General features: G+C 60.5%; 22 protein-coding genes. 9 read left to right on the top strand and 13 right to left on the bottom strand.

Annotated features, from left to right (window positions below):
- Window positions 1–139: 139 nt before the first annotated feature.
- From argE to NH234_RS17685, 5 genes are all read right to left on the bottom strand, one after another.
- Window positions 140–1288: an acetylornithine deacetylase gene (gene argE, locus NH234_RS17705; protein WP_367253617.1), complete on the bottom strand. Its 1149-nt coding sequence runs from the start codon at window positions 1286–1288 to the stop codon at window positions 140–142.
- Window positions 1285–1962 carry a DUF1028 domain-containing protein gene (locus NH234_RS17700; protein ID WP_085731917.1) on the bottom strand — a complete coding sequence of 226 codons (678 nt, stop codon included), beginning with the start codon at window positions 1960–1962 and terminating at the stop codon, window positions 1285–1287. The genes argE and NH234_RS17700 overlap by 4 nt, the downstream gene beginning before the upstream one ends.
- Before the next feature lie 27 nt (window positions 1963–1989).
- Window positions 1990–2406: a RidA family protein gene (locus tag NH234_RS17695; protein WP_007950460.1), complete on the bottom strand. Its 417-nt coding sequence runs from the start codon at window positions 2404–2406 to the stop codon at window positions 1990–1992.
- A gap of 58 nt (window positions 2407–2464) precedes the next feature.
- The gene (locus tag NH234_RS17690; RefSeq protein ID WP_367253616.1) at window positions 2465–3772 is read right to left on the bottom strand and encodes a flavin-containing monooxygenase; all 1308 of its coding nucleotides are present in this window, start codon (window positions 3770–3772) and stop codon (window positions 2465–2467) included.
- Between the two features lie 259 nt (window positions 3773–4031).
- The gene (locus NH234_RS17685) at window positions 4032–4850 is read right to left on the bottom strand and encodes an alpha/beta hydrolase (protein WP_085731915.1); all 819 of its coding nucleotides are present in this window, start codon (window positions 4848–4850) and stop codon (window positions 4032–4034) included.
- 183 nt (window positions 4851–5033) lie between these two features.
- On the opposite strand from NH234_RS17685, the gene NH234_RS17680 reads away from it, so the two are divergent.
- From NH234_RS17680 to NH234_RS17670, 3 genes are all read left to right on the top strand, one after another.
- Window positions 5034–5483 (top strand): winged helix-turn-helix transcriptional regulator, encoded by a 450-nt coding sequence (locus NH234_RS17680; RefSeq protein ID WP_367253615.1) that lies wholly within the window; start codon window positions 5034–5036, stop codon window positions 5481–5483.
- A gap of 236 nt (window positions 5484–5719) precedes the next feature.
- Entirely contained in the window at window positions 5720–6034 is a 315-nt protein-coding gene (locus NH234_RS17675) for a hypothetical protein (protein ID WP_367253613.1), read from the top strand.
- Between the two features lie 55 nt (window positions 6035–6089).
- Window positions 6090–6569 carry a hypothetical protein gene (locus NH234_RS17670; protein WP_367257203.1) on the top strand — a complete coding sequence of 160 codons (480 nt, stop codon included), beginning with the start codon at window positions 6090–6092 and terminating at the stop codon, window positions 6567–6569.
- Window positions 6570–6616: 47 nt separating this feature from the next.
- Here the strand turns inward: NH234_RS17670 and NH234_RS17665 are convergent, their stop codons facing one another.
- The gene (locus tag NH234_RS17665; RefSeq protein ID WP_367253611.1) at window positions 6617–7660 is read right to left on the bottom strand and encodes an LLM class flavin-dependent oxidoreductase; all 1044 of its coding nucleotides are present in this window, start codon (window positions 7658–7660) and stop codon (window positions 6617–6619) included.
- Between the two features lie 67 nt (window positions 7661–7727).
- A complete protein-coding gene (locus tag NH234_RS17660; RefSeq protein WP_007950450.1) occupies window positions 7728–8213 on the bottom strand; it encodes a flavin reductase family protein in 486 nt (161 codons plus the stop codon).
- Window positions 8214–8535: 322 nt separating this feature from the next.
- On the opposite strand from NH234_RS17660, the gene NH234_RS17655 reads away from it, so the two are divergent.
- Together NH234_RS17655 and NH234_RS17650 are read left to right on the top strand one after the other, a co-directional pair.
- Window positions 8536–9942, top strand: a complete 1407-nt coding sequence (locus NH234_RS17655) for a cytosine permease (protein ID WP_367253609.1) — start codon at window positions 8536–8538, stop codon at window positions 9940–9942.
- Window positions 9943–10196: 254 nt separating this feature from the next.
- Window positions 10197–11297: a polyamine ABC transporter substrate-binding protein gene (locus tag NH234_RS17650; RefSeq protein ID WP_367253608.1), complete on the top strand. Its 1101-nt coding sequence runs from the start codon at window positions 10197–10199 to the stop codon at window positions 11295–11297.
- A gap of 36 nt (window positions 11298–11333) precedes the next feature.
- Here NH234_RS17650 and NH234_RS17645 read toward each other — a convergent pair whose 3' ends face one another.
- Window positions 11334–12311 carry a TerC family protein gene (locus tag NH234_RS17645; protein WP_085731909.1) on the bottom strand — a complete coding sequence of 326 codons (978 nt, stop codon included), beginning with the start codon at window positions 12309–12311 and terminating at the stop codon, window positions 11334–11336.
- A 206-nt stretch (window positions 12312–12517) separates the two neighbouring features.
- Between NH234_RS17645 and NH234_RS17640 the strand changes: the two genes are divergently transcribed.
- Complete coding sequence (locus NH234_RS17640; RefSeq protein ID WP_367257201.1) at window positions 12518–13453, top strand: Dyp-type peroxidase; 936 nt, start codon at window positions 12518–12520, stop codon at window positions 13451–13453.
- 37 nt (window positions 13454–13490) lie between these two features.
- Here NH234_RS17640 and NH234_RS17635 read toward each other — a convergent pair whose 3' ends face one another.
- Window positions 13491–15203 carry an amidase gene (locus NH234_RS17635; protein ID WP_085731907.1) on the bottom strand — a complete coding sequence of 571 codons (1713 nt, stop codon included), beginning with the start codon at window positions 15201–15203 and terminating at the stop codon, window positions 13491–13493.
- A gap of 138 nt (window positions 15204–15341) precedes the next feature.
- Window positions 15342–16130, bottom strand: coding sequence for a helix-turn-helix transcriptional regulator (locus NH234_RS17630; RefSeq protein WP_367253606.1), 789 nt, complete (start codon window positions 16128–16130; stop codon window positions 15342–15344).
- A gap of 84 nt (window positions 16131–16214) precedes the next feature.
- On the opposite strand from NH234_RS17630, the gene NH234_RS17625 reads away from it, so the two are divergent.
- Window positions 16215–17213 carry a bile acid:sodium symporter family protein gene (locus tag NH234_RS17625; protein WP_265814171.1) on the top strand — a complete coding sequence of 333 codons (999 nt, stop codon included), beginning with the start codon at window positions 16215–16217 and terminating at the stop codon, window positions 17211–17213.
- Window positions 17214–17228: 15 nt separating this feature from the next.
- On the opposite strand, the gene NH234_RS17620 is transcribed toward NH234_RS17625, so the two are convergent.
- Window positions 17229–17834: a LuxR C-terminal-related transcriptional regulator gene (locus NH234_RS17620; RefSeq protein WP_367253604.1), complete on the bottom strand. Its 606-nt coding sequence runs from the start codon at window positions 17832–17834 to the stop codon at window positions 17229–17231.
- Window positions 17835–17947: 113 nt separating this feature from the next.
- Here NH234_RS17620 and NH234_RS17615 point away from each other — a divergent pair, with 113 nt between their 5' ends.
- Window positions 17948–19585, top strand: coding sequence for a hybrid sensor histidine kinase/response regulator (locus NH234_RS17615; RefSeq protein ID WP_367253601.1), 1638 nt, complete (start codon window positions 17948–17950; stop codon window positions 19583–19585).
- Here the strand turns inward: NH234_RS17615 and yecR are convergent.
- Both yecR and NH234_RS17605 read right to left on the bottom strand, forming a co-directional pair.
- A complete protein-coding gene (gene yecR, locus NH234_RS17610) occupies window positions 19557–19865 on the bottom strand; it encodes a YecR family lipoprotein (protein WP_007950440.1) in 309 nt (102 codons plus the stop codon). The two genes, NH234_RS17615 and yecR, sit on opposite strands and share 29 nt — an antisense overlap.
- A 44-nt stretch (window positions 19866–19909) precedes the next feature.
- The gene (locus tag NH234_RS17605) at window positions 19910–20224 is read right to left on the bottom strand and encodes a hypothetical protein (protein ID WP_085731902.1); all 315 of its coding nucleotides are present in this window, start codon (window positions 20222–20224) and stop codon (window positions 19910–19912) included.
- A gap of 327 nt (window positions 20225–20551) precedes the next feature.
- Here NH234_RS17605 and NH234_RS17600 point away from each other — a divergent pair, with 327 nt between their 5' ends.
- Window positions 20552–21076 (top strand): hypothetical protein, encoded by a 525-nt coding sequence (locus NH234_RS17600; protein ID WP_367253598.1) that lies wholly within the window; start codon window positions 20552–20554, stop codon window positions 21074–21076.
- Window positions 21077–21369: the final 293 nt, after the last annotated feature.

Below are 21369 nucleotides of genomic sequence, written 5' to 3'. Positions count from 1 at the left end.
CTCCGGTCAGGTGAAAACCCTCTGTTTCGGGTGTTTCAGAACCATGAACGACAACGCAGCTGAGCTCCATGGGAGCAGCTGTCTGTGGGTGTTACTGCGGCTTGGCTGTGGACTTTTATCCAGCAGCCAGACCGTTTTTTCAAAGACGAATCGAAGCCAGCATCCGTTGCAGCATCTCATCACAGGCCTTGAGTTGATCGACGCTGACGAACTCGTCCGGCTTGTGGCCCTGATCCATGCTCCCGGGGCCGCACACAACTGTGGGGATCCCCACTGCGTCGAACAAGCCGCCTTCGGTCCCAAACGCAACAGTGCCGAAATCATCCGAACCACAGAACGTGGCGACCAATTGCGCAGCCTGACTCCGGGAATCAGTCGCCAACCCCGGATACGCCGACAGTTCGCTGAAGCGGATATCGCTTTGTTCGCTGACGGCCCGCATGCGCGGCAGCATTTGTTGTTCGGCGTAAACCTTGAGCTGCTGGGCGACGACCGCCGGATCCTGCGAGGGCAGGGCGCGGATTTCGAAGTCGAAACGGCAGTCGGCAGGGACGATGTTCAGGGCTTTTCCGCCGCTGATCACACCGGTTTGCACCGTGGAGTACGGCGGGTCGAAACGCGGGTCGAGATGTTCGTCCTTGAGCTGCCGACCGATGCGTCCCAGTTCGCCGATCAGCTCGGCGGCGCATTCGATGGCGTTGACCCCGAGCGGCGCGTAGGCCGAATGGCAGGCGTGACCCTGGACATCGCAGCGCATCGCCAGTTTGCCCTTGTGCCCGAGCACCGGTTTGAGTTCGGTTGGCTCGCCGATGATGCACAACAGCGGTTTGACCGGACGCTGCTCCAACACCTTGAGCAACGAACGCACGCCGAGGCAGCCGACCTCTTCGTCATAGGACAGGGCAATGTGCACCGGCATACGCAAAGGTGCTTCGATCAACGACGGCACCAATGCGAGCACGCAGGCGATGTAGCCCTTCATGTCTGCGGTGCCGCGACCGTAAAGCTTGCCGTCGCGCTCGCTCAATTCGAACGGCGGCACGGTCCATGGCTGACCATCGGCAGGCACCACATCGGTGTGCCCCGACAACACGACGCCAGGCAAATCCGCCGGTCCAATCGTGGCGAACAGATTGGCCTTGCTGCGCTCATCGTTGTAGATCAGCTCGCACGGCACATCGAAACCTTCGAGGTAGCTGCGCACGAAGTCGATCAATTGCAGGTTGGACTCGCGGCTGGTGGTGTCGAACCCCACCAGCGTCTTGAGCAACGCGACGCTGTCGCTCATCGGTCGTCTCCGGCAACCCCGTAGCCCGGCGCCTTGGCCGGATCGAGGGCGCGATCGATGTAGTCCTGAAGCTGCGGGCGATAGGCGTCCCAGAGTTTTTGCAATTGCCCGATCGGGTCTTCATCGGCCCAGTCCACCCGCAGGTTGACGATGGGCCAGGTCAGCTCGCCGACCACAACCACGGCCGCTGAATGCACCGGACCCGCTTCACCGCCCAAGGCCTGAGCGGCGTGTAAAGCCTTGAGCAGGCGATCGGCCAATTGGCCTTCGCCATCCTCGAAGGCGCTGACCATGGCTTCGATCACCGAGCGCCCGGCGAGCATGTTGCCTGCCGCCACGCACTGTTCGCCAGACACGGCGTTGTGCACGCCCAGGGTTTGCGCGCCGCTGAAATGTGCGGTCTGGCCGAGGTGGTTGATCGCCGTGATCTGCCGGTACTGGCTGTAGCCGTTGCGGGTCAGCACCTTGTCCAGCGCCGCCTCCGGCGCCAGGCCTTGCTCCATCAAGGCGAGCACTTCCGGGCCGAGCGACGGCAGGGTGATGTTCTGGCTCGACACCGCGCCGACACCGGGCAGCAGCCACGGGCAGCGGGCACCGACGGCGATGCTGGAGGAACTGATGGCGATGCCGAACTGACCGGTTTCGGGGCAACGGGCGGCGATGGAAAATGTCATGTGTGGCCTCCTTTCGCTAAGGTCGAATTACTCGGGAATCACCGCAACCACATCGATCTCCATCAGCCACTGCGGCTGACCCAAGGCCGACACCACCAGCCCGGTGGAAATCGGGAACACGCCTTTCAGCCATTTGCCGACTTCCTGATACACCGGCTCGCGGTAGCGCGGGTCGATCAGGTAAGTGGTGGTCTTGACGATATGGCTCAGGTCGCTGCCGGCCTCTTCGAGCAATTGCTTGACGTTGCGCATGGCCTGTTCGGTCTGCGCGCGCGGGTCGCCGAGGCCGACCAGTTCGCCATCGAAATTGGTGCCGACCTGACCACGGACATACACGGTGTTGCCGGCACGCACGGCCTGGCACAGATCGTTGTCCAGGGTCTGGTTCGGGTAAGTGTCCTTGGTGTTGAACATGCGAATGCGGGTGTGTGTTGGCTGACTCATGTGAGGCTCCTGACGAAATCGATCCCGGCGCGACAGGCGCCGGTATGGAAGAGGGAAATCAAGCGTCGACGGTGTCGACAGCGTTGTTGTGCAGCGCGGCTTCGCGTTGTTCGGCATCGCGATAGGCCAGGTATTTGCGCTGGGTGGCGATGTGATCGGCCACGTGCTTGGCGTCGTGCCACACGCCCCAGATGAACGACGACCCGCGTCGTGACTGCCACGGCAGACCGAGGAAATACACACCCGCTTCGCTGGACACACCGCGCTGGTGTTGTGGTTTGCCGTTGTCGTCGAACGCGGCAACTTTCAGCCAGGAATAATCCACGGCAAAACCGGTGGCCCAGATGATCGAGGTGATCCCGGCGGCAGCCAGATCGAGATCGGTCAGCGGGTTCTTCACGCATTCAGGGTCCGGATACGTCTCCCGGGCTTCCGGTTCCAGTGGCAGATCGAGGCCGTTGCGTTCGATGTAGGCGTCGGCGGCTTCCAGCAGCGCGAGGTAGTTCTCGTCGCCACGCTTGAGGTTGTCGCGCAGGTCGTGCTTGAAGGTCACCACACCGTTACTGAATGACTCGGTCACACCGACCAGAGTCATGCCGCGATGGGCCAGGCCACGGAAGTCGATGGTGCGGCCACCGTGGGCGCCGCTGACGGCGATGGTCACGTGTTCGCGGCCGGGTTTCATTGCGGCCTGATCCCACTCACCGAGTACGCCGAGCCACCAGCAGAAATCGCGGTTGCGATAAGCGCGAGGAGGACGGTCATGGGCACCGACCGAGAGGTAAACCTGCTTGCCCGAACGCTGCAATTCGTCGGCGATCTGCACGCCCGACGAACCGGCACCGACCACTAGCACCGCACCGGCCGGCAGCTGTTGCGGGTTGCGATAGTCGGCCGAGTGAATCTGCAGCAGACGTTCATCTTTCGGCGCAATCGCCGGAATCACCGGACGCTGGAACGGGCCGGTGGCGGCGACGACGCGGGCCGCTTCAATCACGCCCTCGGAGGTCTCTACGGTGAAACCCGGACGCCCGACATTGCGCACCACGCTTTTCACATCGACGCCGGTGCGGATTGGCGCATTGAATTTCTTCGCATAGGCTTCGAAGTAGTCCGCAACGCGTTCCTTGTGGGCAAAACCATCCGGATCGACATCGTCGAATTCCATCCCCGGAAAGCGGTCGTGCCACGCCGGACCATTGGCCACCAGCGAATCCCAGCGCCCGGTGCGCCAGCGTTCGGCAATGCGACTGCGCTCCAGCACCAGGTGCGGTACACCGAGTTTGCTCAGGTGTTCACTCATGGCCACACCCGCTTGACCGGCGCCGACAACAAGCGTGTCTGTTTTTATTATTTCAGTGGTCATCTCTGATCCCTTCTCACGAGGCCGTTGGATTCAGGCCGCTGTCGACCTGTTCTCTGTGCTTGGGATCAGACTAGGGAGGGGGTGGTTATCGGTAAAATATTATTAAGCTGGCATGTGAAGATAAAAACGTGATGCAGAGGCTTAGAAGCCCCGTAAATGCTGGGTCTCGCCATGGCACCGGAATCCGGGACAACGAAAAAAAGGGCCGCCGACAGGGTTGTCGGCGGCCCTTTGCAAGGTGTGTTCAGATCACACGGACTCAGCGATTGAGAAACGCCAGCAGGTCTTCATTCAATTGCTGCGCATGGGTCACGGCGAAGCCGTGGGGCGCCCCGGCATACACCTTCAGTTCGGCGCCCTTGATCTGTGCGGCGGCGCGTTTGCCGGTGGTTTCGAACGGCACGATCTGGTCGCCGTCGCCATGAATCACCAGGGTCGGCACATCGATTTTCGCCATGTCCGGGCGGAAGTCGGTTTCCGAGAAAGCGGTGACGCAATCCAGCGTGCCTTTCAGCGAAGCCAGCAGGGCGATGTTCAAGGTTTGCGTCAGTACGCCATCGGAGACCTTCTGGCCCTGGTTGGTGCCGTAGAACGGTGCGGCGAAATCGGCGATGAACTGTGCACGATCCTTCAGCAGGCCGGCCTTGATCCCGTCGAACACCGACTTGTCGACGCCTTCGGCGAAGTCCGGTTTCTGTCCGAACAGCGGCGTCACCGCGCCCAGCAGCACCAGCCCGGCAACACGTTCGTTGCCGTGACGCGCAATGTAGCGGCTGACATCGCCGCCGCCCATGGAGAAACCGACGAGGGTCACGTCACGTAGATCCAGGTGCTCGATCAGTTGCGCGATGTCATCGGCGAAGGTGTCGTAGTCGTAACCGGTCCATGGCTGCTCGGAGCGCCCGAAACCACGACGGTCGAAGGCGATGGTGCGGTAGCCGCGGCTGCTCAGGTACTCCATCTGGTATTCCCACATGTCGGCGTCCAGCGGCCAGCCATGGCTGAACAACACGGGCTTGCCGCTGCCCCAGTCCTTGAAATAGATCTCGGTGCCGTCTTGGGTGGTGAACGTGCTCATGGAAACTCCTTGGAGGTTGGCTCTATGTGGTTGCCGTGGTGGCAGCAATCACTATCGCGGGAAAGCAGTTCGGCCACTTGTACGCAGGTGCTAAGTTCGTGGCGCATGGCGTTATCGGTTTTTGCAACGCAGGTTGTAAGATGCAACCGAATCGAACCTGCCGAATTGCTGGAGACACCCGAAATGAAGCGCAAAAGCCTTGCCGGCAATGTCTGCCCGGTCGCCCGGACGCTGGACCTGATCGGCGATTGGTGGTCGTTGCTGATCGTCCGTGATGCACTGGAAGGCATCCGCCGTTTCGGCGATTTCGAGAGAAGTCTGGAAATCGCCAAGAACATCTTGAGCGTTCGCCTCAAAGGCCTGGTGGAGCGCGACATCCTGCGCCTGGTGCCGGCGTCCGATGGTAGTGCCTACAAGGAATACGTGCTGACGGAAAAGGGGCGGGCGCTGCAAACCGTGATCGTCGCGCTGTCGCAGTGGGGCGGGGAGTTCATGTTCGAGCCCGGTGAGCCGGGGTCGGTGATGGTCGATGCGCAGAAGGGGAAGCCGATCAGGAAGCTGGAGTTGCTGTCAGCCGATGGTCGGGTACTGGCGCCGGAGGATGTGGCGACGAAACGGGCTGTTGAGCATTGAAGTGAAGTGCGCCGGATCTGTCGGATGTTTCGCTTCTTGGAACGTTCTCAGATGCTGTGGCCGGTTTTCCCTGGTTGATCTGCGAAACATCCGGGTTCCGATTGTCAAAATGAAGGCGTGACCGGGATTAATGTGAATAAGGGCGCTGGTTATGATAACCAGCCGACCAATGTCTTTATTATTAAGGGGAGAACAAAACCAAGCATTGTCCCTACCAACCCTTACTGGACTCAAAGATGAAAGATCTGGCGGATCTGAAAGACTGGAATTTCCAGGTTTTGATGCTTGTTCAAGCAATGCTGGGTGCAATTACTCCAAACTTCAGGATGGTGGTTTTATCTCGAGATGAACATGGATGGTTGATCAAGTTTTATCTTGAGGAGGATAGCGAGGAGGACGCTGAAGAAGTGGAGGGCATAGTGTGTCAATACGCCGCCTATCAGGACTCCAATCTGGAGTGTAATTGGGTAGTTTCATTTGGTGCTGGTGAACTCCCGGTGACGCCGCAAACTGACCGAGTTGTTTATCGACGAAAAGAATTTTTCGACTAGGGACCAAAACAATGACGGAGCTAATTGTCCGAAAAGGATCCAGACATTGAGTGAAGTGGAAAAATACCCGCGTCTGAAAGTGTTCCTCGCTTTTCTTCTTTGTCCACTGGTTCCGGGTTTCATTGGCAGCATCATCAAGACCCTTGCAACAATCTTCCATCTGGCCATGAATTCTCGGCTGATGGGCGAGGTTGTGGGAGGTGAGCTGATGTTGATGCCGTTTCTCGGTCCCTTGCTCGCTGAGGTGATATTTCTTGTACCGTTTTTGGTGTTCGCGATGGTGATTGCACTGATGAAGGTCAAACGGACGAACCGAGCCTGCTCAGTGATTGCACTGACGGGCGCCGCGTTGGCGACTTTATGGGTGACACCGTTTGTCCTGGCCGTTGTATCGGACGTTAAGGGAGCGACCTTTTCCGATGAGATGTTCGGAATGGTCGTACTGTTCGTCACGGCAATGGCAACATGCTGGCTGACAGCGCGCTTCTTTCTGCCTGATCCGACAGAGCCATCGTTGCCTTTAATCCCCAAATGAAAACGCCCCGAACATTTCGGGGCGTTTTCATATATCGGGCAGCAGGCTTATCTAAACGCCGGCACCACGTGCTTGATAAACAACTCCAGCGACTTCTTCTTCTCCGCATGCGGCAAGCTGTTGTCGCACCAGAAACTGAACTCATCCACCCCCAGTTCCTGGTAGTACTTGATACGCGGAATGATCTCTTCCGGCGTGCCGATCATCGCGGTCTTGTGCAGGCTCTCCAGTTCAAACTCCGGCCGGCCGGCAAATTTCTCTTCCGGGCTCGGGGCGAGGAAGCCATTAATCGGAGTTTCCTTGTTGCCGAACCACGCATCGAAGGTGCGATAGAAACGTGAAATGGCTTTCGCGCCAACCTTCCAGCCTTCCGGGTCATCCGCCGCGTGCACGTGGGTATGACGCAGCACCATCAATTGTGGACGCGGCACATCCGGGTTGTTGTCCAGTGCGGTCTGGAATTTGTTCTTCAGGTCGAGGACTTCTTCATCGCCTTTCATCAGTGGCGTGACCATCACATTGCAGCCGTTGGCCACGGCGAAGTTGTGCGAGTCCGGGTCCCGGGCGGCGATCCACATCGGCGGGTTCGGCTTCTGGACCGGTTTCGGCACGCTGGTGGAAGTAGGGAATTTCCAGATCTCGCCGTTGTGGGCATAGTCGCCTTGCCACAGGGCGCGGACCACCGGGACCATTTCCCGCAACGCCTGGCCGCCGCTGGAAGCAGGCATGCCGCCGGCCATGCGGTCGAATTCCACCTGATAGGCGCCACGGGCCAGGCCGACTTCCATCCGGCCGTTGCTGATCACATCGAGCAGGGCGCATTCACCCGCGACCCGCAGCGGATGCCAGAACGGCGCAATGATGGTGCCGGCGCCCAGATGAATGGTGGTGGTTTTGGCGGCGAGGTAGGCCAGCAGCGGCATCGGGCTCGGCGAGATGGTGTATTCCATGGCATGGTGTTCGCCGATCCACACGGTGCTGAAACCACCGGCCTCGGCCATCAACGTCAGTTCGGTCAGGTCTTCGAACAGTTGACGGTGGCTGACGCTTTCGTCCCAGCGTTCCATGTGTACGAACAGGGAAAATTTCATGACGCTACCTCGAATCTCTTGTGGTCGGCCGGTCGCTTGCCGGCCTGTTTAAGTGCAATGGTGCGGATCAGGCGAAGGCGGGCAGGGCGCCCATCTTGCCGTGGCAATACACCAGCGGGCCGGCGTCCTGCTGAGGGACGATGAGGTTTTTCACCGCGCCGACCATGATCGCGTGGTCGCCGCCTTCGTATTCGCGCCACAGCTCACACTCGATGATAGCTGTCGCGTTCGCCAGAATCGGGTTGCCCAGTTCGCTCAGCGTCCACTCGATGCCCTGCGCCTTGTCCTTGCCTTTGCGGGCGAAGGCGTAGGCTTCGCTCTGCTGGCCGCCGGACAGTACGTGAATGGCAAAGCGTTTGTTCTTGATCAGGACGGGATAGGAGTCGGAACTGTAGTTGGGGCAGAACAGCACCAGGGCCGGGTCCATCGACAGCGAACTGAACGCGCTGGCGGTCAGGCCGACGATCTGGCCGTCGTCATCAAGCGTGGTGATGACGGTGACGCCGGACGGGAACGAGCCCATGACTTGTTTGTAGACGGCAGCATCGATCATTGGTCAATCCTCGAGTGCGTTGAAGCGTGTTTTTATTCGTTTGTGGGTCTGATGGTATACCGTAATACATCGATTGCAAGTGCTTTTTTGGTGAAACGATAAACGTGGTGCATTCGTCGGAAACTCAACATTTACGGGCCTTTCATCTATCCGTAAAGCCTGGCTATCGGGGAGGATGCCGGATCAGTTATCGCCGTAAACAGCGGATCAGTCTTGTGAAAAAGTTGGAATACCATAATATGGTGTTCATCTGAGGGGCGACGAAGAACGTCCCCGGTTTGGCTTCATACAACGATAAGAACAGACCCAATCGAGTTCATATATGTCCCAGATGTCCCGGCAAGATCCGTTGATCGAGAATCACACGGTCGACTACGTCCCACTCGCGGAACGCCACGGGAAGGCCCGCGACCTTTTCACCCTTTGGTTCAGCACCAACATTGCGCCACTGCCCATCGTCACCGGCGCCATGGTGGTTCAGGTGTTTCATCTCGACCTGTTCTGGGGGCTGCTGGCGATTGCGCTGGGGCACATGATCGGCGGGGTGGTGATTGCCCTGGCGTCGGCGCAAGGCCCGCGCATGGGCATTCCGCAGATGGTGCAGAGTCGTGGTCAGTTCGGGCGTTACGGTGCGCTGCTGATCGTGTTTTTCGCCGCAATCATCTACATCGGTTTCTTCATTTCCAACATCGTGCTCGCCGGCAAATCCATCGTCGGCATTGCGCCGTCGGTGCCTGCGCCGCTGAGCATTCTGATCGGCGCCCTCAGTGCTACGGCCATCGGCGTGATCGGCTACAACTTCATCCATACGCTCAACCGCATCGGCACCTGGGTGATGGGCAGTGCGTTGCTGGCCGGCTTCATCTACATCTTTGCCCACGACTTGCCGGCGGACTTCTTCACCCGTGGCAGCTTTAATCTGTCCGGGTGGCTGGCAACGGTGTCGCTGGGGATTATCTGGCAGATCAGTTTCTCGCCGTACGTCTCGGACTATTCCCGGTACCTGCCGGCGGACATCGGTATCAGCAAGCCATTTATCGCGACTTACCTGGGCGCCACGCTGGGCACGATTCTGTCGTTCACGTTCGGTGCGGTGGCGGTGCTGGCGACACCCGAGGGCACCGAGGCGATGGCGGCGGTCAAGCAGTCCACCGGTTGGCTGGGGCCGATTCTGATGGTGCTGTTTTTGCTCAACATCATCAGCCACAACGCGCTGAATCTGTATGGCGCGGTGCTGTCGATCATCACCTCGATCCAGACCTTCGCCAGCCAATGGACGCCGAGCATCAAGGTGCGGGTGATACTGTCCAGCGTGGTGCTGGCGGGCTGCTGCGTGGTGGCGCTGGGGGCGTCGGCGGATTTCATTTCCGAGTTCATCGGCCTGATTCTGGCGCTGCTGTTGGTACTGGTGCCGTGGGCGTCGATCAACCTGATCGACTTCTACCTGATCAAGCGCGGCAGCTACGACATCGCCTCGATCTTCCGCGCCGATGGCGGGATCTACGGGCGCTTCAATCTGCACGCGATCATTGCCTATTTCATCGGCATCATCGTGCAGCTGCCGTTTGCCAATACCTCGTTGTACGTTGGCCCCTACGCCAACCTGGTGGACGGCGCGGACCTGTCTTGGCTGGTCGGCCTGATCGTGACCTGCCCGTTGTATTACTGCCTGGCGACGCGCGGGCAGACGCAGCAGAGCAGGGCGGCGCGGTTGGGTTTCACTGACTGATCGCCTGCACAGCTGCTTCACACAATGCCCGGCCATTCACCGGGCATTGTCGTTTCAGTATTCTGATGGTCACGCAAATTGGCCATATCGATCTCCTTTTGGCCAACCGGCTACTGTGCTGCGGCTACGCTGTCGGCAAGAATCGAAGCCACAACAAGACGCTGCACTTTCCTTGCCCTTGGCTGACCTGACAGCCGCTGCCGTGTACAGAACATAAAAACCATCGACTCACGCTGCATTCGGGGAAACACAACATGGTCACGATGAAACGCATTCTGGGCGCCACTGTCTGCGGGCTGACGCTGCTGGCCGGCGCCGTGCAGGCCGAACAGCGCGAACTGCGGGTGTACAACTGGGCGGACTACATCCTGCCGTCGGTGCCCAAGGATTTCGCCGCCAAAAGCAACATCAAAGTGACCTGGGACACCTTCGACACCAACGAATCCCTCGAAGCCAAACTGCTGACCGGCAACTCCGGCTACGACCTGGTGGTGCCGTCGAACCAGTTCCTCGATACCCAGATCAAGGCCGGCGTGTTCCAGAAACTCGACAAGTCCAAACTGCCGAACTGGAGCCATCAGGACCCGGCGCTGCTCAAGTTGCTCGATTCCAACGACCCTGGCAATCAGTACGGCGTGCCGTACATGGTCGGCACGGTGCTGATCGGTTTCAACCCGGCCAAGGTCAAGGCTGCACTCGGCGAGAATGCACCAGTGGACAGTTGGGATCTGGTGTTCAAGCCCGAGAACATGGAAAAGCTCAAATCCTGCGGCGTGGCGATGCTCGATTCGCCGTCGGAAATCCTCCCGCTGGCGCTGCATTACCTGGGCCTCGACCCGAACAGCCAGAACCCGGCCGACTATGAGAAAGCCAAGGACCTGATGCTCAAGGTTCGCCCTTACGTCACCTATTTCAACTCGGCCAAGTACATGACCGACATCGCCAACGGCGACATCTGCGTGGCCATCGGTTATTCCGGCAGCTTCTACCAGTTTGGTAACCGCGCCAAAGAGGCGAAGAACGGCGTGGTGGTCGACTGGCGTCTGCCGAAGGAGGGCGCGCCGATCTGGTTCGACACCTTCGCCATTCCGAAGAGCGCGAAGAACGTTGAAGAGGCTCACGAGTTCCTCAACAACCTGCTCGATCCGAAGGTCATCGCCTCAATCAGTGACTTCCTCGGCTACCCGAATGCCAACAAGGATTCGCTGCCGTTGATCAACAAGGAAATCACCGACAACCCGAACCTGACACCGACCAGCGAGGCGCTGAAGACGCTGTATGTGGTGCAGCCATTGCCGCAGAAACTGGAGCGGGTGCGGACGCGGGTGTGGACCAGCATCAAGTCCGATAAATAGGTTCAAAGCCGTGGGAGCCATTTGCTCCCACGGCTTTTATTTCGCCTGACTTTCCTCGGGCGATTGACCCTTCGTCAGCACCAGACTGAGCAACACCGACGCCAGAATCAGCCCGCCGACAATCGCCAGCGACCACTCCACCGGCATGTGAAACCACGGCATCGCCGTCATCTTCCCGCCGATGAACACCAGCACCAGCGCCAGTCCGTACTTGAGCAGGTGAAAGCGGTCGGCCATGTCCGCCAGCAAAAAGTACAGCGCCCGCAGGCCCATGATCGCGAAGATGTTCGAGGTGAAAATGATGAACGGATCGGTCGTCACGGCGAAAATTGCCGGGATGCTGTCGACCGCGAACATCAAGTCGCTGGCCTCGATCAGCACCAGCACCAGAAACATCGGCGTGGCCCAGCGCACACCGTTCTGCAGCACGAAAAAGCGTTCACCGTGAAAGCCGTTGGTGATCCGTAGATGCCCGCGCACCCAGCGCAGAAGCGGATTGTTATCGAGGTCCGGTTGCTGTTCGGCGAACACCAGCATCTTGATCCCGGTGATGATCAGGAACACGCCGAACACATACAGCAGCCACGTGAACTGCGAGACCAGCCACACCCCGGCGAAGATCATCGCCGCGCGCATCACGATCGCGCCGAGCACGCCGTACAACAGCACCCGACGCTGCAACTCCGGCGGCACGGCGAAATAGCCGAAAATCATCACGAAGACGAACATGTTGTCGATCGACAGCGACTGCTCGATCAAATAACCGGTGAGGAATTCCAGGGTCTTGCGCTGGGCGATTTCGGGCCCGAATTCGCCGTTCAGGTACCACCAGAGCAGCCCGGCAAAGGCCATTGCCAGCATGCACCACGCAATCACCCAGGATGAGGCTTCGCGCACCGAGACCCGATGTGCCTTGCGCCCGCCGAAGACAAACAGGTCAACGGCCAGCATGGCGAGGACAAAAACGATGAAGGCGGCCCACATCCAGGGTTCGCCGATGTTGAGGGGATGCATGTCGTTCTCCCTGTCTTTATGTTTTTCGGGGTAGACGGGGCCATGCTAGTAGGAGAATTCCGAGGAAGAAAAATCGTTTATTTCGTGGGTATTGTTCGTGAATAACGAACTGTCAGGTGAGATGGGCAGATGCGGGTAATACTTCATTCAACACTTCTTTGCTAACCTCGCTATCGAGTCAGTCCATCACGCCAGGAGCGACGATCATCGACACGCCAGATCCTCAAGCCGTCTGCAGCCCGATCACCAGCGCTGCGATATTCATCGTGGCGACCCTCAATGCCGAAGCCGAGGCGGCTGAAACAGTCCGCGGCTGGTGCGCCGATATCGCAGGCCTGACACGCTCGGTCGGCAAGCGCGTGCCCTCGGGCAACCTGTCCTGCGTTTGCGGGTTTTCTTCCAGCGCCTGGGATCGCCTGTTCGGCAGTCCGCGACCGGCGTCGCTGCATGACTTTCGTGAATTCGGTGTAGAAGGACGGCGCGCGGTTTCCACGCCCGGTGATTTGCTGCTGCACATTCGTGCCGATCAGATGGACCTGTGTTTCGAGTTGGCCACGCAATTGATGTCGTCGCTGGACGGCGTCGTGACCGTGACCGACGAAGTGCAGGGTTTCCGCTATTTCGACATGCGCAGCATCATCGGTTTTGTCGACGGCACGGAGAACCCGGTCGGACGCAAAGCCGAGCATTTCACGCTCGTCGGCGATGAAGATCCCGCGTTCAGCGGTGGCAGTTACGTGCTGGTGCAGAAGTATCTGCACAACATGAAGGCGTGGAACGAATTGCCGGTCGAAGCGCAGGAACGGGTGATCGGGCGGACCAAACTGTCCGATATCGAGCTCGACGATTCGGTCAAGCCGAGCAACTCCCACAGCGCGTTGACCACCATCACCAAGGACGGCGAGGAAGTGAAGATCCTGCGCGACAATATGCCGTTCGGTCGGCCCGGCGCAGGTGAATTTGGCACTTACTTCATCGGTTATGCACGTTCGCCCGAACCGCTGGAGCAGATGCTGGAAAACATGTTCGTCGGAAAGCCACCCGGAAACTATGATCGGTTGCTGGACTTCAGCACGGCGGTGACCGGCAGTCTGTTCTTCGTGCCTTCGGCGGATTTGCTGGAAGAACTGGCAGAGCGATAAAAAAATGGCGGGATCAATTGATCCCGCCGTTTTGCATTTACTTGCCTGCCACCAGTGCCGGCGTACGTGGCGGCACCAGGCGTTTCGACCCTGTCGCTTCAAACGCCGCCGCCAAGCGCAGCAACGTCGAGTCGTCATAGGCACGACCAGCAAACGTCAGCCCCACTGGCATGCCAATATCGGCCATCACGCCCATCGGCACGGTGACGGTCGGCACGCCGAGGTGGCGGATCGCGAGGTTGCCATTGGCAACCCAGATGCCGTTGCTCCAGGCGATGTCCGCCGAGGCCGGGTTGACGTCGGCGTCAGCCGGACCCACGTCAGCGTTGGTCGGGAACAGCACAGCGTCGAGGCCCAGGCGATCCATCCAGTCTTCGAGGTCGAGCTTGCGGGTCTTCTCCAGGCCGCGCAGACCGTCCGGCAAAGTCGGGATCTGATCCCACGGCGTGATGCCGCGTTCGGCCATGCGCACGTATTCGTCCATCCCGGCGGCGAGGTCGCCTTCACGGTTGGGCAGGGTGCCCGGATCGTGAGGGAATATTTTCGGCCCGTCGACGTCGGCCAGACGATTGAGTTTCGGATCGCCATTGGCGCGCAGGAAATCATCGAACGCCCAGGCAGACAAATCCCACAGCTCATCGTGCATGAACTCTTTAGAGACGATGCCGCGATTGAACACGGTCGGTGCGCCCGGACGATCGCCTTCGCAGTTTGACACCAGCGGGAAATCCACTTCGATGACTTCGGCGCCGGCCGCTTCGAGGGCCTGACGGGCCTGTTTCCACAGGTCGATCACCGAAGCGCGGGTGTTGATGCGTTGCCCGGTCGGGCCGCCGATGCCCGGTGCTTCGCTGGTGCCGGCCTCAGGGTCGGCGTTGATGTACATGCGCGGCACGCCCAGGCGTTTGCCAGCCAGGGCGTCACTTTTCACCGCCAGATCGAGATAGGAAGCAGGGCGTACCGAGGCGACGCTCGGGATCGGCACCCAGGGTTGCAGGCGCCACAGGTCGCCACGGGTGTCGGTGTCTTCGGCGACCACCACGTCGAGCACTTCCAGCAGATCGGCCATGGTGCGGGCGTAGGGCACCACCACGTCCATGGTCGGCGTCAGCGGCCAGTTGCCGCGCACCGAAATCACCCCGCGGGATGGCGTGTAGGCGCACAGGCCATTGTTGGATGCCGGGCCACGACCGCTCGACCAGGTCTCTTCCGCCAGACCGAATGCCGAGAAGCTTGCAGCAGTGGCGGTGCCGGCACCGTTCGACGAGCCGGAAGCAAACGGCGCAGTCAGATAAGCGGCGTTGTACGGGCTTTCAGCGCGGCCGTAGACCCCGCGCTGCATCCCGCCATTGGCCATCGGCGGCATGTTGGTCTTGCCCAGGCAGATCGCGCCGCCCGCACGCAGGCGCTCGATGGTGAACGCATCACGCTGGGCCACCAGATCGGCGAACGCAGGGCTGCCGGACGCAGCGGTCAGGCCTTTGACCAGATAGCTGTCCTTGGCGGTGTAGGGGATGCCGTCCAGCGGACCAAGGGTTTGCCCCTTGGCGCGGCGGGCATCGGAGGCCTGGGCTTCTTTCAGGGCTTCGGGGTTGCGCACGACCACCGCGTTCAGGGCAGTGGCGGTGTCCGGGCCGTCAAAGGCATCGATGCGCGCCAGATAGGCCTGGACCAGTTCAACCGCGGTGGTCTGGCCGGATTCGAGCGCCGAGCGCAGTTGAGCAATGGAGACTTCAGTGACTTCGATCATGCTGTTACCGCCGACAGGTTCGCTAAAGGGTGGTTGATCATTGTTATCGTCGAAACGTGTCAATCATTCTTGATGGGCGAAACTCTACCCTGAAGTTTGTCGATTGGCATGTCCTAATTCGATAAATATCGACAAAAATCAGCGAAAAAATTCTCCGGGCGTCTCGCCGAACTGCTGGCGAAAGGCTGCGATGAACGCCGATGTCGAATCATAACCGCAGGCCAGAGCCACTTCGGTGACCCGTTCGCCACGCTCCAGCGGCGTCAGCGCTCCCAGCAGACGCAAGCGCTGGCGCCATGCGCGAAAAGTCAGGCCGGTATCGCGCAGGAACAGCCGGCTGAGGGTTTTCTCGGTCACGCCGAACTTTTCGCTCCAGTGACTGAGTGTGGTCTGCTGTTCCGGATGTTGCTCGAGACTTTGATAAATCTGCCGCAGGCGGATGTCCTGAGGCAGTGGCAGCATCAGGTCGATTTGCGGGGCCTCGGCCAATTGATCGAGGATCACCTGTGCCAAGCGTCCGTGAGGGCCGCTCTGGTCATACTCGACAGGAATCTGACTGAAGGCCCGGATCAACTCACGCAAAAGATCGCTGACGCCGAGCACATGACAGCGCTCCAGCGCCCAACCCGCCACGCTGCAATCGATGTACAGGCTGCGCATTTCCGTGTGCGGCGAACTGAATACCCGATGCGGCACGCCCGCAGGAATCCACACGGCCCGCTCCGGCGGCGCAACGAAACGACCGACGGCGGTCTGCACTTCGAGCACGCCCTGGATCGCGTAGGACAATTGCACCCACGGATGACTGTGGCGGCGGGTCAGGGCGCGATTGGGCAGCGATTCGGTGCGTCCGTACAACGGGCGCGGCAGGCTCGGCAGCCCGGGGATGCTGCGTCTGACGCTCTTGTCGTGTCCTTTTGGCGGCATCTTGCGGCTCTTCGGCGTTAGTCGGTAATTTCCAGTCACGTTAGAGTCGCTTCCACGTACTGGCAACCCCCGGATGAACAAACCATGACGCGCCCAAGATTCCTGCCCGACAACTTCACCCTGACCCTCGTCGCCGTGGTGCTGCTTGCCAGCTTCCTGCCCGCCAGCGGCCAGGTCGCGGTCGGCTTCGGCTGGCTGACCAACATTGCAATTGCGCTGCTGTTTTTCCTGCACGGCGCCAAGCTTTCCCGCGAATCGATCATTGCTGGCGCCGGTCACTGGCGCCTGCATCTGTTGGTGTTCAGCCTGACCTTTGTCCTGTTCCCGCTGCTGGGGCTGGCGCTCAAACCGCTGTTGTCGCCGATGATCGGTGACAACCTGTACATGGGCATGCTTTACCTCTGCGCATTGCCGGCCACGGTGCAGTCGGCGATTGCTTTCACGTCGCTGGCCCGGGGCAATATTCCGGCTGCAATTTGCAGTGCGGCGGCGTCCAGCCTGTTCGGGATCTTTCTCACACCGTTGCTGGTGACGTTGTTGCTGAACGTGCATGGTGACGGCGGTTCGACCGTCGACGCGATCCTGAAAATCAGCGTGCAACTGCTGCTGCCGTTCATCGCCGGTCAGATCGCCCGTCGCTGGATCGGCGCCTGGGTCGGTCGCAACAAGAACTGGCTGAAGTTCGTCGATCAGGGTTCGATTCTGCTGGTGGTCTATGGCGCGTTCAGCGAGGCGGTGAACGAAGGCATCTGGCATCAGATCCCGGTCATCGACCTGCTGGGGCTGGTGGTGGCCTGCTGCATCCTGCTGGGGCTAGTGCTGCTGGCGTCGACGCTACTGGGCAAGCTGTTTGGCTTCAACCTGGAAGATCGCATCACCATCCTGTTCTGCGGCTCGAAAAAGAGCCTGGCCACCGGTGTGCCGATGGCCCAGGTGTTGTTCGCCGGTAGCACGATCGGTGTGCTGATCCTGCCGCTGATGTTGTTTCACCAGATCCAGTTGATGGTCTGTGCGGTGCTGGCGCAGCGTTATGCGAAACGCCAGGAGTCGGTGCAGGAACTGATGGCACAGGTTGATCCGTAATCACGGCTGCGGACACTAACCCGCACCGGAATACTTGACTGCCGCCGCAGCTCGCGATGGCACGTTGAGCACCCGCAACAACGACGACACATGAATCCGCACCGTGAACGGGGAAATATCCAGCTCACGGGCGATTTCCTTGTTGGTCTTGCCCTGGGCGATCAGCCGCAGGACATCCTGCTGGCGCGGGGTGAGGGCGGCGCCGGTTTCCAGTGGCAGCAGGCCCGACGGGGCGAACTTCACCAGCACTTCGCCTTCGCGGATCGCCAGGATGGCCTCGCCGATTTCATCGGGGGCGATGTTCTTGCCGATGAAACCGTCGATGCCCGCTGACATGACTTCGCCGATCAGCGCCTCGTCATCCACCATCGACACCACGATCAGCGTGGTACGCGGCAAACGTCGGCGCAGCTCACCGAGCTGGCTGACGCAAGTCAGGCCGGGGAAGCGCAGATCGAGGATCAAGGTGTCCGGCTCATCACCGGAAGGCAGCAGGGCGAGCACGCTGTCGAGGTCGCCGGCTTCGTCGATCAGTGCTTCAGGCAGCAGGCGCTGAACCGTGCGCAGCATCGCTTCGCGAAACAGCGGATGATCGTCGGCTATGATGATTCGGCATGTCATGGCACAACCCTCCCTGGGTAGGCATTGCTCACGGCGTGCACCTTAGCACCGGGCGAAGGCATTGCCTGTCGATTCGTGCTGAATCTGACGATTACCGCACAAGGACGTTCCCCATGAAGTTCGAGAAGAACACCGAGCTCGACCAGGCTAACCTGCGCATCATCATCGCCAGTATCGCCTTGGTTTACATGACCGTGCTCGGTTTCCTGCCGGACCAGCACTTCGATACCTATCTGCCGGTCGTCACTTACATTGCCCTGTTTTTGCTGGCCTCCGTCGGGCTGCGCCAGGCCATCGTGCGTTGGCCGGGGCATTATCCGGCGCGGCGGATTTTCGGCATGGTCCACGATTACACCGGCACCTGCTTTGGTCTGGTGGTCGGTGGCGAGGCGGCGCTGCCCATCTATGCCGTCATGGTTTGGGTCAACCTCGGTAACGGCATGCGCTACGGCTCGCGCTATCTGGCGATTGCCACGGTGCTGGCCTTGCTGGCACTGTTGGCGGTCTATCGGTTGACGCCGTACTGGCAGGCGCAACCGTTCATGGTGCTGATGCTGATGATCACCAGCACGGTGATTCCGGTGTACGCGCACTTGCTGCTGGAGCGCACGCGCAAGGCCTCTGAAGAGGCCGTCGCGGCGAATCTGGAGAAATCGCGATTCCTGGCCCAGGCCAGTCACGACCTGCGCCAGCCGATCCACTCCATCGGCCTGTTTACCGCGTGTCTTCGCGAGTCGCGGCTGGGCGAGGAAGAGCGGCGGCTGGTGGACAATATCGACCGGTCGCTGCTCAACGTGTCGCAGCTTTTCCGCTCGATCCTCGATCTGTACACCCTCGATAACGGCCGGGTTCAACCCAGGATGCAAACGCTGGAGCTGGGGCAGTGGCTGACGGAACTGATTCGTCAGAATGCCGAAGCCGCGCGTTGGGCCGGGGTCGATCTGCGCCTGCACCGCTTCGAGCATTGGGTGCGCACCGACCCGGCCCTGTTGGCGACCATGGTGCAGAACGTGCTTTCCAACTGCTTCAAATATGGCGCGCAGCGGCCGGTGCTGGTGGGCGTGCGTAGAAAGGGCGCGGGGTTGGCCATCGTGGTGTATGACCGTGGCAGCGGCATCGCCGAGGAGCATCTGCCCAGGGTTTTCGAGGAGTTTTATCGGGCCCGTCAATTGCGTGACAAGGACGTTGAAGGCGTGGGGCTGGGCCTGTCGATCGTCAAGCGGCTGGGGCAGATGATCGGTGTCGATGTGTTGATTCGCTCGCGGCTGGGGCATGGCACGGCTGTGACGCTGCAGGGGTTGTCACGGGCGGCACCGCAGTTGCCGGTCAGTCGCGACGAGGTTCGTCAAGTCGGATTGCTGACGGGGTTGAAGGTGTGTCTGGTGGAGGATGACCATAACGTTCTGCTGGCGACCTCGGCGTTGCTGGAGCGCTGGGGCTGTGTCGTGCAGGCCGAACTGACGGGGCAGGGGCTGGTCACCGATTGCGACATCATCGTTGCCGACTATGATCTCGGCTCGCACAGCACCGGTATCGAGTGCATCGACGAAGTTCGCCGTCAGCGGGGTTTTGCGGTGCCGGCCATGATCATCACCGGGCACGACATCGAGAAAATCCAGGCGGCCCTGCATGACCGCCAGATAGCTATTCTTTCCAAACCGGTACGCCCGGCCGAGCTGCGCGCGACCTTGCGTGCGCTGCGCGACCGGCAGACCGAAGCGGTCAGCGCTTACACAGATAGTCCTGCGTGATGGTGGTTTGCAGGCAGTTGTACTGGCCCATGGTGCGGCAGATATTTTTCTCCGAGCCGGAGACTTCGGCGCTCTTGTAGCCCCAGACTTTGCAGCGTCCTTCGGCCGTGGCCAGCCCCTGTGCAGCGGAGGTTTGCCCGCTTTCGAACTGGCCCAGTTCATAGGAAACCTGGACGACGCCATCGGTCTTGCTGCCGCCGGTGGCTTCCCATTGTTTCGGTGTGGCGCAGCCGGTGAGCACGACGGCGGCGAGGCTGAGAGTGGCGATGAGTGTTTTCATGATCTAACGGAATCCTTTACCGGATGAGAAGGCGGTGTAACGGTTTACTGGACCGGAATCGGCGACGCGCCTTTGGGCAGGCAGGACAGCGGAGGCGTCATGATGCCCATGCTGGCGACCGCGATGATTGCGCCACTGGGCAGTTCGCAGTTGTATTCGCCGGCGGCGGTGTAGGCGGTGTAGTAGGTCAGGGTGCTGTCGTTGCGGATGTTGCCGATTTTGGAAACAGGCTTGCCGATGACGGTCTGGGCCCGTTCGCGCATGCTGTCTTCGGTGGGCTTGGCGGTCTGGCAACCGGTGGCGCCGAGGAGCAGGGCACCCAGGACGGTGATTCTGGTGAGGCAGAGATGCAGTTTCATGGTGTTGCTTCCTTGATGTTGTTGTTTTTCCAGGCACAACGATCCCGCGCACTGCGCAGCGGCAATGTTGGGGAATGTCGGGGGTTGCGAGGGAATATAACGCCAGGGAACGGGGTGGTCGATTAGCACAAATGTGCTAGTGCGGCGCAACCGGCGGGCCGCCGGTCGCGCCAAAAAGCACTACTGAGGACTGTTGAACTGGTCTGAATAGCTGCCGGTCATGAGGGCGGACGCTACCTGATCGGAGCCCACGCCACGGCGAGAGTAGGCGAGCCGTCTGGCGTCCACCTTGTCTGCGCCATCGGAGGCGACTGCGCCGGCGCCCACGTGGTCGGCACCATCGGAAGCGACGGCCCCAGCGCCCACGTGATCGGCCCCATCAGAGGCGACGGCCCCAGCGCCCACGTGATCGGCCCCATCGGAAGCGACTGCGCCGGCACCCACGTGATCGGCCCCATCGGAAGCGACTGCGCCGGCATCCACGTGATCGGCCCCATCAGAGGCGACGGCCCCAGCGCCCACGTGATCGGCCCCATCGGAAGCGACTGTGCCGGCACCCACGTGATCGGCCCCATCAGAGGCGACGGCCCCAGCGCCCACGTGATCGGCCCCATCGGAAGCGACGGCCCCAGCGCCCACGTGATCGGCCCCATCAGAGGCGACGGCCCCAGCGCCCACATGATCGGCACCGTCAGATGCGACGGCTTTGGCGCCAACGTGATCCGAGCCATCCGAGGCTACCGAACCTGCACCCACATGATCCGCCCCGTCAGATGCCACAGCCTGCGCCTGCGCCGCCCAGACTTCGGGCATCACCACCATCATTGCCGCGACCGCCAGGACCAGGCCTGACCAAAGCTTGTGTTTCATGATTTTCTCCACGACCCATCAGCCACAAAGCATCCGAGCATTGCCCGTCGAACATCGGTGACGGCGCGGCTCGTTGGCCCGGGGTTAACCAGATTGGCGATTGGCACGGGCGCACCACAAGGCGCACGGGTGTCGACGGTTTACATGAAATCCGGACAGCGAATTCAAAAGTATAGTTCGCCCTCGGCGGGTGGCAGGAGGAAGGGCCTTGAAGGCGATAGTCGGTTAGCTTTCTTGCAGGCAAACGCTAGAAAACAATCAATCTAAAAAACGCG

The organism is Pseudomonas sp. stari2 (assembly GCF_040760005.1).
Classification (GTDB): Bacteria; Pseudomonadota; Gammaproteobacteria; order Pseudomonadales; family Pseudomonadaceae; genus Aquipseudomonas.
The sequence above is the reverse complement of the archived record's forward strand: the minus strand, read 5'-3'. Positions and strand labels throughout refer to the sequence as shown.